Raw genomic sequence first — 15,638 nt, 5'->3', positions numbered from 1 at the left:
ATGCGCCAGCTCTTGTTACCCGTCGCCGCTTTGTTCCTCAGCGCCTGCACGACAACACCCGTGCCACCGATGGATCCGCAACAGGCGTGGGTCGATTTCACTACGCCGACACCGGGTTCCAAGCTGGTGATGGCGCAGCGCCTGGATGGCAAGAACCTGGATGACGGACGTTTCTTCCAATTCCCGCCCGGCCATCACGAGCTGATGGTGCGCTTCGACTTTGAAGTCCCGGCCGGCGGCGGTTTGGGTGGGCTCAGCCAGATGATGTATCGCACCTGCTTCATGACCCTGGAATATGACCACTTCCAGGCCGGCCAGCGTTATGTGCTGGAAGGGCGCTCGCTGGCCTTCACGCCGAATATCCGGTTGTATGATTCAGCGCGTCAGTTGCTCGCGGAGGAACGCAGCGTCAACTGCATCTGATCAGTCGTTGTTTTTCTGGTAGATGATGCGCTTGGTGCCGTTTTCGCACGAACCGACAATCATCGCACTGTCGTGATTCTTGGCTTCTTCGGCGGTGATGATTTCCAGGGTGTACGAAGGAATCGCCTTGGCCTGGATCTTCACTTCAATCTCTTTCCTGAGCTCTTCACAATCTTTTGGCGCGGCCACGGCCGAAGTGGCCAATACACCGCAGATGATTGCCAAGGCAAAACGTTTCATGTGTGAAGCTCCCTGAATGCACTGCGCACGGATGTGCGCTTAGGCTGCAGGCTATTCGATCATATTTGAGGCTTCAGGAGCGAGCCTGCTCGCTCCTGAAGTAGAGGGATTAGCCGACCAGCGTGGCATCCAGGCTGATTTTCGCATTCAGCACCTTGGACACTGGGCACCCTTCCTTGGCCTTCTTGCTCAATTCATCGAACTGCGCCTGGCTTGCACCCGGAATCTTGGCCTTGAGGATCAGGTGCACGGCGGTGATCGCAAAACCACCGTCGACCTGGTCCAGGGTTACTTCAGCCTGGGTGTCGATGCTGTCGGCCTTGAGCCCGGCATCGCCGAGAATCATGGAAAAGGCCATGGAGAAACAGCCGGCGTGGGCCGCTCCGATCAGTTCTTCAGGGTTGGTGCCCTTGCCACCCTCGAAACGCGCCTTGAAGCCGTAGGGCGCTTCACGTAGCACGCCGGTTTCCGTGGAAATGGACCCCAGGCCTGTCTTCAGGTCACCTTCCCAATGCGCGGATGCTTTTTTCACGATACTCATAGCGGTCTCCTCGAACGGTGGTTTTGCGTCAGTAAGGGTTCTGAGGATAGTCGGACTGGCAAAGTTCATCTTGTGAGAGAAACCTAGCAATCAAGTAGGAAATTTCCTGAATCGCTATTGAATCTCGGGTATATGCCCTCATTGCATAGACATGCACATGAAGCGGCAGGTTTTGGTTCGTCTAAGAAGCCTGCGCCCCCATTGGAGAAGCAGGCTTATGAAATCGCTGTCCGACGTAAAGTTTTCCACCCTCGACCTGGTGCCCGTGCGCGCCAATGGCAGCCCGGCGCAGTCGCTGCGCAATTCCCTGGACCTGGCCCAGCACGTGGAAAAATTCGGCTACAACCGTTTCTGGGTGGCCGAGCACCACAATATGGACGGTATCGCCAGTTCGGCCACTTCGGTGCTGCTGGGCTACCTGGCCGGTGGTACCTCGACCATTCGCGTCGGTTCCGGCGGTGTAATGCTGCCCAACCATGCGCCACTGGTGATTGCCGAACAGTTCGGCACCCTGGAGAGCCTCTACCCCGGCCGTATCGACCTGGGCCTGGGCCGCGCCCCTGGCTCCGACCAGATGACCGCCCGCGCCCTGCGCCGTGAACGCTCCGGCAGCGCGGATGAGTTCCCGGAAGACGTGGCTGAGCTGATGGCTTACCTGGGCCCACGCACTCCCGACCAACGGATCATCGCCGTGCCTGGCACCGGCACCAACGTACCGGTGTGGCTGCTCGGCTCCAGCTTGTTCAGTGCACAGCTGGCAGGCGAACGCGGTTTGCCCTACGCCTTCGCCTCGCATTTCGCACCCCGCCTGATGCATGAGGCGATTCGCGTGTACCGCAATCACTTCAAACCTTCAGCCGTGCTGGATAAACCCTACGTGATGCTCGGCATTCCCCTGGTCGCGGCAGATACCGACGAGCAAGCGGACTACCTGGCTACCTCCGTCTACCAACGCATCCTTGCGCTGATGCGCGGGCAAAGCCTGGTGCAGCGCCCACCCGTAAAAACCATGGACGGCCTGTGGTTGCCCCATGAAAAAGACGCGGTCGGCAGCTTCCTGGGCCTGGCAATGGTCGGTGGCCCGGCAAAAATCCGCGCCAAGCTGGAGGTGTTGATCGAGCAGACCGGCGCCGATGAGCTGATTTTCACCAGCGACCTGTACGAACACTCCGACCGGATTCATTCCTACGAGCTGCTGGCGCAGGTGATGAAGGGCTAAAACCTTCAGGCGAAAAAAACCGACGCTGTGGCGAGGGAGCTTGCTCCCGCTGGGCTGCGTAGCGGCCCCAAAAAGAGCCGGCTCCAGCTGCGCTGTCGAACGGGAGCAAGCTCCCTCACCACAAAAGCGTCAATTCATGTCTGCAACACGGGATTAACCGCGCTTGTAGGCAATTTCCTTGGTGCCACCCTCGCAGGTGCCGACCACTGTGTGATCGCTCGGCGCAGCGCCTTTATCCACCACTTCCAGCGAATAACCCGAAGCGCCCTTGGCGTCGATTTTCGCTGCAATTTCGCTTTTGAGCTCTTCACAAGGCTTGCCCGCCGCCAGGGCCGTGCCTGCAATGCTCAACAAACCTACCGCTAACAGGAACTTCTTCATCCGTTACTTTCCTTGCGCTGATCGAAAAGAGCGTGCCGACGCTTGTGGCATCGGCACCCATTGGTTGTAGCGCAGGTTATGGCAATCGGCCAGTCAGCAAGTTCAACCGACGCGATCAACTACTGGCAATTCGGAACCCCACCTTGAGGGTGACCTGGAAGTGCGCGGCCTTGCCGTCCTTGATGTGACCACGGGTTTCAGTCACCTCAAACCATTCCAGATGCTTGATGCTCTTGTTGGCCTCGGCCAGCGCATTGTTGATGGCGTCTTCGATGCTGGAGGTAGACGAGCCCACCAGTTCAACTTTCTTGTAGGTGTGATGATCACTCATGGCAGTTCTCCTAAGGGTCGTTAAGCAAGCGTAGCAGTCAATGTTCGTACTGCTTCTGGCGACTGTTCGTACCCGAAAGTTCAGATTTACTGCACTTTCTGAAACGGCCGCAGTCGGTATCTACACACGCCACTCAATCACTTCAGGAGAGTCCACATGGCCAACACTTCTTTACGCAAAGCGTCGCTGGAAAGCATGGAAGCCGAGATTTCGAGCCTGCTCAAGTCTTTGGAAAGCCTCAAGGACGATGCATCCGACGAGTCGCGCAAAACCTTGAAGGCCCTGAAAAGCAATGCCGAGAATGCCCTCAAGCACTCCCGCCACTTGATCAGCGATGCCTACGAAGAAAGCAAAGTCAAAATCCGCGAAACCGGTGTTGCAACCCGCGACTACGCACAAGAGCACCCATGGACCACAGCCGGCGTCGCCGTCGGTGCACTGGGCCTGCTCGCGGCTTATCTGCTGTGCAAACGCGGCGACTAAACCGGTTCGCGCCGTAGCTCAGCCTTGAGCCACTGCGCCAGTTGCCCGGCGCGCCCATCGGCGGCGCGCTTGGGCAGCCACAGCGCCAGGTGCGCCGGGGTTTCACTGAAACCCCATGGCGCCACCAGGCGACCCGCACGCAAGTCCTCGGCCACCAGCGGCTGCGGGGCGATGGCTACACCCAATCCTGCCACTGCAGCCTCCAGTAAATAATACAAATGCTCAAACCCCTGGCCGTGTTTCAACGCGCCGGGCTCGATGCCGTGCTGCGCCGCCCAACTGGGCCAGGCTTGCGGGCGTGAGGTGGTGTGCAACAGCTTTTCACCACACAAGGCCTCGGGGGGTGCCTCGCGCAAACGTTCATAGCCGGCAAAGCGCGGGCTCATCACCGGGCCGATGCGTTCACTGGCCAGCTCATACACCTGCATATCCGCCGGCCATGGCGGCTCAGCGAACACCAACAGTGCGTCCAAGCCTGGGCGGCGCGGGTCCAGATCCCCATCACCCGCCGACAGGTGCAGGCGCAGGTCCGGCAAGTCTGCGTTCAAGCGGCCCAGGCGCGGGATCAACCAGCGCGCCAGCAGGCTGCCCGAACAGCCGAGCACGAAAGGCGCGTCGGCGCTGGCCTGAGTCAGCTCGGCACACACATCCCTCAATCGCTCGAAGGCCTCGGCGCTGGCATCCCGCAGCCGAACGCCCGCATCTGTGAGTTTAAGGCCGCGACCTTCCTTGACGAACAGGCTGATCCCCAAATGCTCCTCCAGCACTTTCAACTGGCGGCTGACGGCACCGTGGGTCACATGCAATTGCTCGGCGGCCTGACTGACGCTGTTCAAGCGCGCGGTCGCTTCAAAGGCACGCAGGGCGTTGAGGGGCGGAAGGTCTCGGCTCATCTGTGAGTTTTCCTGACAGGTTGTGGCGATCTTATCGGTTTTCAGCGTAGAACGTCAGGGGTAGAGTGGCCCTCATTGCTTCCCACACCTCTTCTTTCCTGGAGCGTCCCATGACTCAGTCCCAGACCGATCTACGCAACGGCCCAGACGCCAACGGCCTGTTTGGCGCGTTCGGCGGCCGCTACGTCGCTGAAACCCTGATGCCGTTGATCCTCGACCTGGCCCGCGAATACGAAGCGGCCAAGGAAGATCCTGCATTCAAAGAGGAATTGGCCTACTTCCAACGTGACTACGTCGGTCGTCCAAGCCCGCTGTACTACGCCGAACGCCTGACCGAATTCTGCGGCGGCGCCAAGATCTACCTCAAGCGCGAAGAGCTGAACCACACCGGCGCGCACAAGATCAACAACTGCATCGGCCAGATCCTGCTGGCCCGGCGCATGGGCAAGAAACGCATCATCGCCGAGACCGGCGCCGGCATGCACGGCGTGGCCACTGCCACCGTGGCTGCACGCTTCGGCCTGCAATGCGTGATCTACATGGGCACCACCGACATCGAGCGCCAGCAAGCCAACGTGTTCCGCATGAAGCTGCTGGGCGCCGAAGTGATCCCAGTGGTGGCCGGCACCGGCACCCTGAAAGACGCGATGAACGAAGCCCTGCGTGACTGGGTGACCAACGTCGACAGCACCTTCTACCTGATCGGCACCGTGGCCGGCCCGCACCCTTACCCTGCAATGGTGCGCGACTTCCAGGCCGTGATCGGCAAGGAAACCCGCGACCAGCTGCAAGCCCAGGAAGGCCGCCTGCCGGACAGCCTGGTGGCGTGCATCGGCGGCGGTTCCAATGCCATGGGCCTGTTCCACCCGTTCCTGGACGACACCAGCGTCGAGATCATCGGCGTTGAAGCGGCCGGCCACGGCATCGAAACCGGCAAACACGCCGCCAGCCTCAACGGTGGCGTACCGGGCGTGCTGCACGGCAACCGCACCTTCCTGTTGCAGGACGACGACGGCCAGATCATCGACGCCCACTCGATCTCCGCAGGGCTGGATTACCCCGGCATCGGCCCGGAACACGCGTGGTTGCACGACATCGGTCGCGTCCAGTACACCTCGGTGACCGACGATGAAGCCCTAGATGCCTTCCACAAATGCTGCCGCCTGGAAGGGATCATTCCTGCCCTGGAAAGCGCCCACGCCCTGGCCGAAGTCTTCAAACGCGCGCCGACCCTGCCGAAGGATCACCTGATGGTGGTCAATCTGTCCGGCCGTGGCGACAAAGACATGCAGACCGTGATGCACCACATGGAACAGTCTCAGCAGGAGAAACACTAATGAGCCGCCTGCAAACCCGCTTCGCCCAGCTTAAAGAACAGAATCGCGCCGCCCTGGTGACCTTCGTTACCGCTGGCGACCCTGGCTACGACACCTCGCTGGCGATCCTCAAAGGCTTGCCAGCCGCCGGCGCCGACGTGATCGAGCTGGGCATGCCCTTCACCGACCCGATGGCCGACGGCCCGGCCATTCAACTGGCCAACATCCGCGCGTTGAACGCTAAGCAGAACCTGGTGAAAACCCTGCAGATGGTCCGCGAGTTCCGCCAGGACAACAACGACACGCCGCTGGTGTTGATGGGCTACTTCAACCCGATCCACAAATACGGCGTGCCGCAGTTCATCGCCGACGCCAAGGCAGCCGGCGTGGACGGCCTGATCGTGGTCGACATGCCACCTGAACATAACGGCGAACTGTGCGACCCGGCCCAGGCCGCAGGCATCGACTTTATCCGCCTGACCACGCCGACCACCGATGACGGGCGTCTGCCGACGGTTCTGAATGGCAGCTCCGGCTTTGTGTACTACGTATCGGTGGCCGGCGTGACTGGTGCCGGCGCCGCGACCCTGGAGCACGTCGAAGAAGCCGTGACCCGCCTGCGTCGCCATACGGACCTGCCGATCAGCATCGGTTTTGGTATCCGCACGCCGGAACAAGCGGCGGCCATCGCCCGCTTGGCTGACGGTGTGGTCGTAGGTTCGGCGCTGATCGACCATATCGCCAACGCCAAGAATGATCAGCAAGCCATCGACGGTGTGCTGAGCCTGTGTGCGGCATTGTCGGAAGGCGTGCGTAACGCTCGTAAGTAAGGGCCCCGTAAGCAGCAGGTAAAGTTCCTGATACAGAGGAATCAACCCGCCCGGGCACGGCCTAAACAGCAAGACCAAGGGATTTCGAACCTCGTTCGAAATCCCTTTTTTGTTTGCGTGCCCTGAGGAATACCCGATGAAAATGCCCAAAACCGTGATTGCCGGCCTTGGTGTGCTAGTGCTTGGCGCCAGCGCCCTGGTGCAGGCTGCGCCTTATGACCAAGGCGGCCCTGACCGTGGCGGCCCACAAGGCCAGCACGAACAACGCGGCGATGACCATCGCGGCCCGCAGGACAACCGTCGCGGCGGCCCGCCCCAGGACTTCGGCCCGGTTCGCCAGATCATCCACGACAACCACGGCCAGTTCGCCCGCGGCGCACCGCCACCGCCGAATGTACGCCTGGTGCGTGGCCAGCCGTTGCCTCGCGGTTATTACGGCGAACGCCTCGATAACCGAGCCCTGTCGCGCCTGCCGGTGTATCCCGGCTATGAATGGCGCCGTTCGGGCCCGGATGTGGTGTTGATCGCCGTGGGTACGGGCATCGTCTATGAGATCCTCGACGGTGTCCTCAACTAACCCCGAGCCATGACTTCGTGGCGACTTGGGCTTTTTTGTGGTGAGCGGGCTTGTCCCGCGCTGGGGTGCGAAGCAGCCCCATTTAAGGCCGCCGCGTTTAATCAGGTGTTACTCGCCTACAGGTTTTGGGGGCGCTTCGCACCCCGGCGCGGGGCAAGCCCGCTCACCACAGGAAGCGTTCTCACCACAGGTTATTCGTTCAACTCGATCCGCTCGACCTTGCCCACCAACAATATGTAGGAGAGCGCCCCAAGCAACGCCAGCACCGCAATATAGGTTATTGCCGGCGCAAACGAATCGCCACTGGCCAGAAAGCCAATCACGATCGGCGTGGCAATCGCCGACAGGTTGCCGATGAAGTTGAACACCCCACCGGTCAGCCCCAACAGGCGGGCCGGTGCCAGGGTCGAGACCAGCGACCAGGTAATCGACGCCAACCCATTACCAAAGAACGCCACCGCCAGGAACGCAATCACCCACGCCGTCGAATCCACATAGTTGGCACCGATAATCGCCGTGGAGATCAGCAGCCCGCCGATGATCGGCAACTTGCGCGCAAACCCCACCGACGCGCCGCGACGAATCAGCCAGTCGGAAAAGATCCCCGAACACAGCACGCCGACAAACGCCGCCAGGAATGGCAATGACGCCAGCAAGCCGGACTTGATGAAGTCCATGCCGCGATATTTCACCAGGTAGGTCGGGAACCACGTCAAGAAGAACCACAGCGTGGAGTTGAGGCAGAACTGCCCCAGGTAGATCCCCCAGAGTTTGCGCTTGCTCAACACAATGCCCAGGTCGACCCAACTGAACGGCGCCTTGGCGGCTTTTTCCTGCATATCCACCAAGCCGCCACCTTCACGGATCAGGTCGATTTCAGCGGCATTCGCGCCTTTGAAATCCTTCGGTTCGCGGTACACCGCGTACCAGATCACCGCCCAGACAATGCCCACGCCACCGGTCGCGACAAACACCATGTGCCAGCCAAAGGCATGTTGCAGCCAGGCCAGTACCGGCGTGAGGAATGCCAGCCCGACAAATTGCCCGGAGGTATAAACGCCAATCGCCGTGGCGCGCTCACGCTCGGGGAACCAGGTGGTAACCACACGGCTGTTGATCGGGTAGGCCGGCGCTTCCAACGCGCCCACCGCCATGCGCAACACGAACAGCGCGATAAAGCTGGCGGCGAAGCCGAGCATGACCGTGGCGATGGACCACAACAGCAGGGCCGCCGTGTAGAGGATGCGCGGCGGCACGCGGTCCACCAGCCAGCCGCCGGGGATCTGCATGGCGGCGTAGGTCCAGCCGAACGCGGAGAAAATCAGCCCGACGTGCACCGGGTCGATCCCCAACTCGCTGGTCAGGGCCGGGGCGGCGATGGACAGGTTGCTGCGGTCGAGGTAGTTGATCACCACGGTGATAAACAGCAGCACCATGATGAAGAAGCGCTTTCGGGTAGGCGTGACTAAAGAAGCCTGCCCGGTGAAGGATTCAGGGTGCATGGGGGGTTGCCTCTTCTTATGTTTATTGAGGGCTTGCAGGAGCCGGCAGCCCGGCTCCTACAGGGTGCTTACCACTCGGCGAAGCTGCCGTCGGCGTGGCGCCATACAGGGTTACGCCAGCGATGGCCGATGGCGGCGCGTTCGATTACGTATTCCTCGTTGATCTCGATGCCCAGGCCCGGCCCGTTGGGGATCTTCACAAAGCCCTGGTCATAGTCGAACACGCCCGGATCGCGCACGTAGTCGAGCAGGTCATTGCTCTCGTTGTAGTGAATGCCCAGGCTTTGCTCCTGGATAAACGCGTTGTAGCAGACCGCGTCCAATTGCAGGCACGCCGCCAGGGCAATCGGGCCGAGCGGGCAGTGCAGGGCCAGGGCCACGTCGTAGGCTTCGGCCATGTTGGCGATCTTGCGGGTTTCGGTGATGCCACCAGCATGGGACGCATCCGGCTGGATGATGTCGACATAGCCTTCGCTGAGCACACGCTTGAAATCCCAACGCGAGAACAGGCGCTCGCCCAGGGCAATCGGCGTGCTGGTCAGCGGCGCCAGCTCTTTCAGTGCTTCGTAGTTTTCGCTGAGCACCGGTTCTTCGATGAACATCAGCTTGTACGGGTCGAGTTCCTTCATCAGCACCTTGGCCATGGGCTTGTGCACCCGGCCATGGAAGTCGACGCCGATGCCGACGTTGGGGCCCACCGCGTCACGCACGGCGGCGACGTTGGCCAGGGCCAGGTCGACTTTTTCGAAGCTGTCGACGAACTGCAGTTCTTCGGTGCCGTTCATCTTCACCGCCGTGAAACCACGGGCCACCGCCTCTTTGGCAGCGCGGGCGGTGTCGGCCGGGCGATCGCCGCCGATCCAGGAATACACGCGGATCTTGTCACGCACCTGGCCGCCGAGCAGATCGCTGACCGACACACCGAGGGCCTTGCCCTTGATGTCCCACAGCGCCTGGTCGATGCCGGCGAGGGCGCTCATGTGCACCGCGCCGCCGCGGTAGAAGCCGCCGCGATAGAGCACGGTCCAGATGTCTTCGATATTGCGGGGGTCTTTGCCGATCAGGTAGTCGCACAGTTCTTCGACAGCCGCTGCCACGGTGTGGGCGCGGCCCTCGACCACGGGCTCACCCCAGCCGGTCACGCCCTGGTCGGTTTCGACCTTGAGGAAGCACCAGCGCGGCGGGACGATAAAGGTCGTCAATTTCGTGATTTTCATCTGTTATCTCTCTTATAGATGCGGCGCCGGTAGGCGCGAAACTTGATTCAGCTGAGGGCTTTCCAGGCGGCGACATAAGCCTGGGCGCGGCTCGCTACCTGATCCACAGTCATACCCGGTTTGAACAACCCGGAACCCAACCCGAAGCCTTTGGCGCCGGCATCGACAAATACCTGCATGTTGTCCGGGGTGATGCCGCCCACCGGCAGCAGCAAGGTGCCGGCCGGCAATACCGCCAGCCACGCCTTGATCACCGAAGGGCCCATTTGCTCGGCGGGGAACAGCTTCAGCACGTCGGCGCCTTCGGCCAGTGCGGCGAAGGCTTCGGTCGGCGTGGCCACGCCCGGCGACAGAAACAGGCCCGCGGCTTTTGCGGCACGCAACACCTTGGCATCGCTGTGGGGCATGACGATCACCTGGCCACCGGCCGCCTTTACCTGCTCGACCTGCTCCGGCGTCAACACCGTGCCGGCACCGATCAGGCAATCGGCGGGCAAACTGTCGCGCAGGGTGCGGATACTGGTGTAAGGGTCGGGCGAATTCAGCGGGACTTCAATCACCCGAAACCCCGCCTGGTACAGCACCTGGCCGACAGCCTGGGCTTCGTCCGGGCGAATGCCGCGCAGGATGGCGATCAAACCATTTTGCGCGAGTGCTTGTTTGAGCATGTCAGGCCTCCAATACAGGTTGAGTGAGCCCGGCCGCTACGGCCAGTTGCCACAGGCCGCGCTCGGTGGCTTCCTGCGCCAGGCTGACGTGGGCAAAGCCGCAAAGGGCGAGGGCGCGTTGATAACGGGCGCAGAGGGGCGCGGCGCCGACCAGGATGATCGGCTTGTGTTTGGCGCTGTCGGGCAGACCGGCGAGTTCATGGCCGATAAGCAAGCCGGACAGGTAATCGGGCTGCTGGTCAGGCGCGAGTTCGCCGGTGAGCCCCAGGGTGCGGGCACTGAACAAGGTGGACAGCACGCCGCGCTGGCCGTCTTCGGAAAGCGCCACGTGCACGCCTCGGTCGAAGGCTTCGGCCTGGAATCGTTCGCTGGGTTGCTGGGTCCGCCCGAGGATGCTGTGTTTGCTCAACACTGCAAACAGCTCGCCGGTCATGAAGGTATCGAAGTGCGTGATGCAGCCGTCGACCACCTCGACCCACTTGGAATGGCTGCCCGGCAGGCCGATCAACACATCGGCGCCCAGCCCTTGCAGCACGCCCAGCACTTGGGTTTCTTCGCCACGCATTACGTTGGGCAAGCCGACCTGCTCAATCACGCCTGGCACGATGTGCACGTCCACGCCGCGCAGGCTGTGCACCTGATGCAGCGCCTGGCCGAGGCTGGCGACGTCGACCGGGGTATTGCGATAGGCCGCTTCGCTCCAGCCTTGGGCGCTGCCGACCATGCCACAGGCAATCACCGGCAAACCCGGTTCGGCATCGAGCCAATCCCCGCAGGCCGCATCGAACGCCAACTCGAAGCCGTTGCTGCAACGCACACCGGCAATGTCACGGGGTTCGCTGGGCAAATGCATGATGCCCCACGCCAGCGAGCGCTGTTCCAGCACTGTGCCTGCGGGGCCGAGTTTGTAAGCACGAAGGGAGCTGGTCCCCCAATCGAGCGCGATCAATTGCGCCTGCATCGCTTCACCTGAGTTCTGAGCGGATGCAGCGAATATAAACCTACGCGGGCGCAAGTCTCAATATATAAATATCAATCCCATATTTAGGGATTTTATTTAAGAGAAGGCTGACAAGTTCAGTTCCCGCATTGCTCCCATCCACACCGCATAGTCGGTGTGGTCCTTCAGGTCATCGCCGGTCTCGGGGTGCAGGAACACCACCAGCCCGTTGCGATGGATCACCAACCACGGCAGCACCACGCCGATGTATTCGGGATCGAACGCCAGCTGGCAGCTCCAATCCGGATGCGGGCCCACCGGTCGTTCGTGCACACGCCCCATGCGCAGCGGGAAGAGTTTGGCGGCGTCTTCGCACAGGGTGCGCGCCTGTTCGATGGTGCTGGCGTCGAAGTAGATATGGGCGTGGTAGCCCTTGATACGTTGCATGGCGGACTCCGGATCCAATAGGCGCCAGATGCTAGACCGCAATGGACGGCAGGGCCAGCCCGGTCAGCGACTGCGCGCTGCTGGCTTGTTCTGCCACCAGCCAGTCGACGAAGCGCTCGACCAACTGCCCTCGGCGTTTGCGCTGGGGTTGCACCACGTAATAGCCAAAACGCGAGATGACGGTGTCGCCCACCGGTCGGCACAACCAGCCCTGCTCCAGCAGGTTATCCACAAGGTGCCGCCAGCCGATAGCCACGCCCTGGCCGGCAATCGCCGCCTGGATCAACAGGGTGTAATTGTCGAAACGCAATTGGCCGGGCGTCGGTGCGCTGGCGATGCCCAGTTCGCGAAACACACCGCTCCAGTCGAACCACTGGCTGTTGTTTTCCTGGCGCAGGTGCAGCAAGGGGACATCGTGCAAATTTTGCACAGTCAGCGGCGTCGCCTGTTCCTTGAGCCACTGCGGGCTGCACACCGGGAACACTTCCTCGTTGAACAGCCACAGGCTGTCGCCCTGCTTGAAACGGCCGTCTCCAAATAGCACCGCCACGTCGATATCGCTGCGCAAAGTGGCGTGGTTGCGCTCGCTGGTCACCAAGCTCACATCGACCTGAGGGTTGGCCTGGTGAAAGCGATGCAGGCGCGGCATCAGCCAATAGGCGGCGAAGGCGAAGTCGGTGGCGACTTGCAGCACTTCATGCTGGTCCTGTTGGGTGATCAGGCTCAAGCCCTGGTTGATGCCCTGCAAACCGCCTTGCACATGCTCGAACAACAGGGCGCCAGCGTCAGTCAGTTCGATGCCCCGGTAGATGCGATCAAACAGGCGGATCGCCAACTGTTCTTCCAGGCGCTTGATCTGCTGGCTGATGGCCGGTTGGGTGGTGCCCAGTTCCATCGCGGCGGCGGTAAAACTGCGATGACGTGCGGCAGCTTCGAAGGCGCGCAGCAAATCGAGGGACAGGTCACCGAGGGCTTCATACATAAGCTGTACTTATCCTAGACATTGCTTTTCATGGGCTTTACCCCACTTTTCGTGGGCTGCATGCTCATTGGCATAAACACCGCCTATGGAACGCCGATAGATCATGAAGCGCAAGAACATTCTTTTCATCATGGCCGATCAAATGGCCGCCCCGTTGCTTCCGTTCTACGGTTCTTCGCCTATCAAGTTGCCCAACCTGAGTCGCCTCGCCGAGCAGGGCGTGGTATTCGATGCCGCCTATTGCAACAGCCCGTTGTGCGCGCCGTCGCGTTTCACCCTGGTGAGTGGCCAGTTGCCGAGCAAGATCGGCGCCTACGACAACGCCGCCGATTTCCCCGCCGACGTGCCGACCTATGCCCACTATCTGCGCCGCCTCGGCTATCGCACCGCTTTGTCGGGCAAGATGCACTTCTGTGGGCCAGACCAACTGCACGGTTATGAAGAACGCCTGACCAGCGACATCTACCCGGCCGACTACGGCTGGGCGGTGAACTGGGACGAGCCGGACGTGCGCCCCACCTGGTATCACAACATGTCGTCGGTGCTGCAGGCCGGGCCGTGCGTGCGCACCAACCAGCTGGATTTCGACGAAGAGGTGGTGTTCAAGGCGCAGCAATATCTGTTCGACCATATCCGCGAAGACGGCGACCAGCCGTTCTGCCTGACGGTATCGATGACTCACCCTCACGACCCGTACACCATTCCCAAACCATTCTGGGACCTGTACGACGATGCCGACATCCCGTTGCCTACAACGCCCGCGCAAGGCGATCTCGACCCGCATTCCCAACGTCTGCTCAAGGTCTACGACCTGTGGGACAAGCCGCTGCCTGTGGATAAGATCCGCGATGCACGGCGTGCCTACTTCGGCGCGTGCAGCTACATCGACAGCAACGTCGGCAAGCTGCTGCAAACCCTGGAAGACACCGGCCTGGCCGACGACACCATCATCGTGTTCTCCGGCGACCACGGCGACATGCTCGGCGAACGCGGCCTCTGGTACAAAATGCACTGGTTTGAAATGGCCGCCCGCGTGCCGCTGCTGGTCAGTGCGCCGGGACAGTTCGCGGCAGGCCGCGTGAGCAAAGCCGTGTCCACCGCCGACCTGCTGCCGACACTGGTGGAACTGGCCGGCGGCGAGCTGGACCCGCGCCTGCCGCTGGACGGCCGCTCGCTGGTCCCGCACTTGCAGGGGCAGGGCGGGCATGACGAAGTGTTTGGCGAGTACATGGCCGAAGGCACCATCAGCCCGCTGATGATGATTCGCCGGGGCGCCTACAAATTCATCTACAGCGAAGACGACCCTTGTCTACTGTTCGATGTACACAACGACCCACGGGAGCAGGAAGACCTCAGCCAGTCGCCGCAGCACCGGGCGCTGTTTGCAGCCTTCCTGGACGAGGCGCGGGCCAAATGGGACATCCCGGCGATCCACCAACAGGTGCTCGCCAGCCAACGCCGCCGCCGTCTGGTGTTTGAAGCACTGACCCAGGGCAAGCTGAAGAGCTGGGATCACCAGCCACTGGTGGACGCCAGTCAGCAATACATGCGCAACCATATCGACCTCGACGACCTGGAGCGCAAGGCACGTTATCCACAACCCTGCCAAAACCAATAACACTGAGGGAAGGCCATGCAAAAGTTAACTGTGATGCTGGGGCTCCTGGCGCTGGGAAGCGCCAATGTTTACGCAGACGCCAGTTGTGAAACGGTAAAGATGGCCGATCCGGGCTGGAGCGATATTGCGGCCACCAATGCCATCACCGGTTTTCTGCTGACGGGCATGGGCTACAAACCCAAGGTCGACACGCTGGCGGTGCCGATCACCTTTGGCGGGCTCAAGGACGGCCAGGTGGATGTGTTTCTGGGCAACTGGATGCCGGCTCAGCAAGGCTTCTATGACAAGTTCGTGGCCAATGGCGACGTGGTGCAACTGGCGAAAAACCTCGACGGCACCGAGTTCACCCTCGCCGTGCCCGATTATGTGTGGGACGCCGGGGTGCATGACTTTGCCGACCTGAACAAATTTGCCGACAAGTTCGACAAAAAGATCTACGGCATCGGCTCCGGCGCGCCAGCGAATATTTCGTTGCAGGAAATCATCAAGAAGAACGACTTCGCGCTCGGCCAGTGGAAGCTGGTGGAGTCCAGCGAACAGGCGATGCTCGCCGAAGTGTCGCGGGCGGTTAAGAAGCAGAAATTCGTGACCTTCCTCGGCTGGACCCCGCACCCGATGAACGTGCAGTTGAAAATGCACTACCTCAAGGGCGGCGAGAAATACTTTGGTGACACCGGCAGCGTGTATACCTTGACCCGCAAGGGCTACGCACAAGCCTGCCCGAACGTCGGAAAACTGCTGACCAACCTGAGTTTTACCCAGGACATGGAAAACAGCATCATGGCCGAGGTGGCCAACAACAAGGTCAGCAATGCCGATGCGGCGAAAGCGTGGATCAAGGCCAACCCGGCGGTATTGGATAAATGGCTGGAGGGCGTGAAGACCGTGGATGGCAAGGATGCGCTGGCTGCTGTAAAAGCCAAACTCTAAAGGCCCAACACTCCTTCTTGGGAGGCGCCCTACTGTGGCGAGCGGGCTTGCCCCGCTCGCCACAAGGTACCCGACATCATCTAAACGGTTGGGCCTGATA

General features: G+C 61.3%; 19 protein-coding genes. 8 read left to right on the top strand and 11 right to left on the bottom strand.

The window, feature by feature from the left end:
* Positions 1-423, top strand: coding sequence for a PA0061/PA0062 family lipoprotein (locus tag OZ428_RS00220; protein WP_028618621.1), 423 nt, complete (start codon positions 1-3; stop codon positions 421-423).
* Here the strand turns inward: OZ428_RS00220 and OZ428_RS00215 are convergent, their stop codons facing one another.
* A complete protein-coding gene (locus OZ428_RS00215) occupies positions 424-663 on the bottom strand; it encodes a DUF1161 domain-containing protein (protein WP_016969660.1) in 240 nt (79 codons plus the stop codon).
* Positions 664-772: 109 nt separating this feature from the next.
* Positions 773-1,204 (bottom strand): OsmC family protein, encoded by a 432-nt coding sequence (locus OZ428_RS00210; RefSeq protein ID WP_038851085.1) that lies wholly within the window; start codon positions 1,202-1,204, stop codon positions 773-775.
* Between the two features lie 217 nt (positions 1,205-1,421).
* Here OZ428_RS00210 and OZ428_RS00205 point away from each other — a divergent pair, with 217 nt between their 5' ends.
* On the top strand, positions 1,422-2,423 hold the full coding sequence (locus OZ428_RS00205; protein WP_269132396.1) for an LLM class flavin-dependent oxidoreductase: 1,002 nt from the start codon (positions 1,422-1,424) through the stop codon (positions 2,421-2,423).
* 153 nt (positions 2,424-2,576) lie between these two features.
* On the opposite strand, the gene OZ428_RS00200 is transcribed toward OZ428_RS00205, so the two are convergent.
* Both OZ428_RS00200 and OZ428_RS00195 read right to left on the bottom strand, forming a co-directional pair.
* Positions 2,577-2,804: a DUF1161 domain-containing protein gene (locus OZ428_RS00200; protein WP_028618619.1), complete on the bottom strand. Its 228-nt coding sequence runs from the start codon at positions 2,802-2,804 to the stop codon at positions 2,577-2,579.
* A 115-nt stretch (positions 2,805-2,919) separates the two neighbouring features.
* Entirely contained in the window at positions 2,920-3,135 is a 216-nt protein-coding gene (locus tag OZ428_RS00195; protein WP_007953919.1) for a dodecin, read from the bottom strand.
* Between the two features lie 156 nt (positions 3,136-3,291).
* Between OZ428_RS00195 and OZ428_RS00190 the strand changes: the two genes are divergently transcribed.
* Positions 3,292-3,618, top strand: a complete 327-nt coding sequence (locus OZ428_RS00190; protein WP_003170746.1) for a DUF883 family protein — start codon at positions 3,292-3,294, stop codon at positions 3,616-3,618.
* Here the strand turns inward: OZ428_RS00190 and OZ428_RS00185 are convergent.
* Positions 3,615-4,511, bottom strand: coding sequence for a LysR family transcriptional regulator (locus tag OZ428_RS00185; RefSeq protein ID WP_269132395.1), 897 nt, complete (start codon positions 4,509-4,511; stop codon positions 3,615-3,617). The two genes, OZ428_RS00190 and OZ428_RS00185, sit on opposite strands and share 4 nt — an antisense overlap.
* A 110-nt stretch (positions 4,512-4,621) precedes the next feature.
* On the opposite strand from OZ428_RS00185, the gene trpB reads away from it, so the two are divergent.
* The 3 genes from trpB (at position 4,622) to OZ428_RS00170 (ending at position 7,234) form a co-directional block, all read left to right on the top strand.
* Positions 4,622-5,848, top strand: coding sequence for a tryptophan synthase subunit beta (trpB, locus tag OZ428_RS00180; protein ID WP_269132394.1), 1,227 nt, complete (start codon positions 4,622-4,624; stop codon positions 5,846-5,848).
* Positions 5,848-6,657 (top strand): tryptophan synthase subunit alpha, encoded by an 810-nt coding sequence (trpA, locus tag OZ428_RS00175; protein WP_269132393.1) that lies wholly within the window; start codon positions 5,848-5,850, stop codon positions 6,655-6,657. Before trpB ends, trpA begins: the two co-directional genes overlap by 1 nt.
* Before the next feature lie 136 nt (positions 6,658-6,793).
* Positions 6,794-7,234 carry an anti-virulence regulator CigR family protein gene (locus OZ428_RS00170; protein ID WP_269132392.1) on the top strand — a complete coding sequence of 147 codons (441 nt, stop codon included), beginning with the start codon at positions 6,794-6,796 and terminating at the stop codon, positions 7,232-7,234.
* Positions 7,235-7,425: 191 nt separating this feature from the next.
* Here OZ428_RS00170 and OZ428_RS00165 read toward each other — a convergent pair whose 3' ends face one another.
* The 6 genes from OZ428_RS00165 to OZ428_RS00140 form a co-directional block, all read right to left on the bottom strand.
* Positions 7,426-8,736: an MFS transporter gene (locus tag OZ428_RS00165; RefSeq protein ID WP_133079513.1), complete on the bottom strand. Its 1,311-nt coding sequence runs from the start codon at positions 8,734-8,736 to the stop codon at positions 7,426-7,428.
* A 68-nt stretch (positions 8,737-8,804) separates the two neighbouring features.
* Positions 8,805-9,953, bottom strand: coding sequence for a galactonate dehydratase (gene dgoD, locus OZ428_RS00160; RefSeq protein ID WP_269132390.1), 1,149 nt, complete (start codon positions 9,951-9,953; stop codon positions 8,805-8,807).
* 47 nt (positions 9,954-10,000) lie between these two features.
* Positions 10,001-10,621, bottom strand: a complete 621-nt coding sequence (locus OZ428_RS00155) for a 2-dehydro-3-deoxy-6-phosphogalactonate aldolase (protein ID WP_061434730.1) — start codon at positions 10,619-10,621, stop codon at positions 10,001-10,003.
* Position 10,622: 1 nt separating this feature from the next.
* On the bottom strand, positions 10,623-11,582 hold the full coding sequence (locus tag OZ428_RS00150; RefSeq protein ID WP_269132389.1) for a 2-dehydro-3-deoxygalactonokinase: 960 nt from the start codon (positions 11,580-11,582) through the stop codon (positions 10,623-10,625).
* A 96-nt stretch (positions 11,583-11,678) separates the two neighbouring features.
* Entirely contained in the window at positions 11,679-12,008 is a 330-nt protein-coding gene (locus OZ428_RS00145; protein WP_028618611.1) for a DOPA 4,5-dioxygenase family protein, read from the bottom strand.
* Positions 12,009-12,039: 31 nt separating this feature from the next.
* A complete protein-coding gene (locus OZ428_RS00140) occupies positions 12,040-12,990 on the bottom strand; it encodes a choline sulfate utilization transcriptional regulator (protein ID WP_133079510.1) in 951 nt (316 codons plus the stop codon).
* Positions 12,991-13,093: 103 nt separating this feature from the next.
* Between OZ428_RS00140 and betC the strand changes: the two genes are divergently transcribed.
* Positions 13,094-14,608 carry a choline-sulfatase gene (gene betC, locus OZ428_RS00135; RefSeq protein WP_133079509.1) on the top strand — a complete coding sequence of 505 codons (1,515 nt, stop codon included), beginning with the start codon at positions 13,094-13,096 and terminating at the stop codon, positions 14,606-14,608.
* Positions 14,609-14,623: 15 nt separating this feature from the next.
* Complete coding sequence (gene choX, locus OZ428_RS00130) at positions 14,624-15,538, top strand: choline ABC transporter substrate-binding protein (protein ID WP_033900446.1); 915 nt, start codon at positions 14,624-14,626, stop codon at positions 15,536-15,538.
* Positions 15,539-15,638 lie beyond the last annotated feature (100 nt).

This window comes from Pseudomonas sp. GXZC, assembly GCF_026967615.1.
Lineage (GTDB): Bacteria > Pseudomonadota > Gammaproteobacteria > Pseudomonadales > Pseudomonadaceae > Aquipseudomonas > Aquipseudomonas azotoformans_A.
The sequence above is the reverse complement of the archived record's forward strand: the minus strand, read 5'-3'. Positions and strand labels throughout refer to the sequence as shown.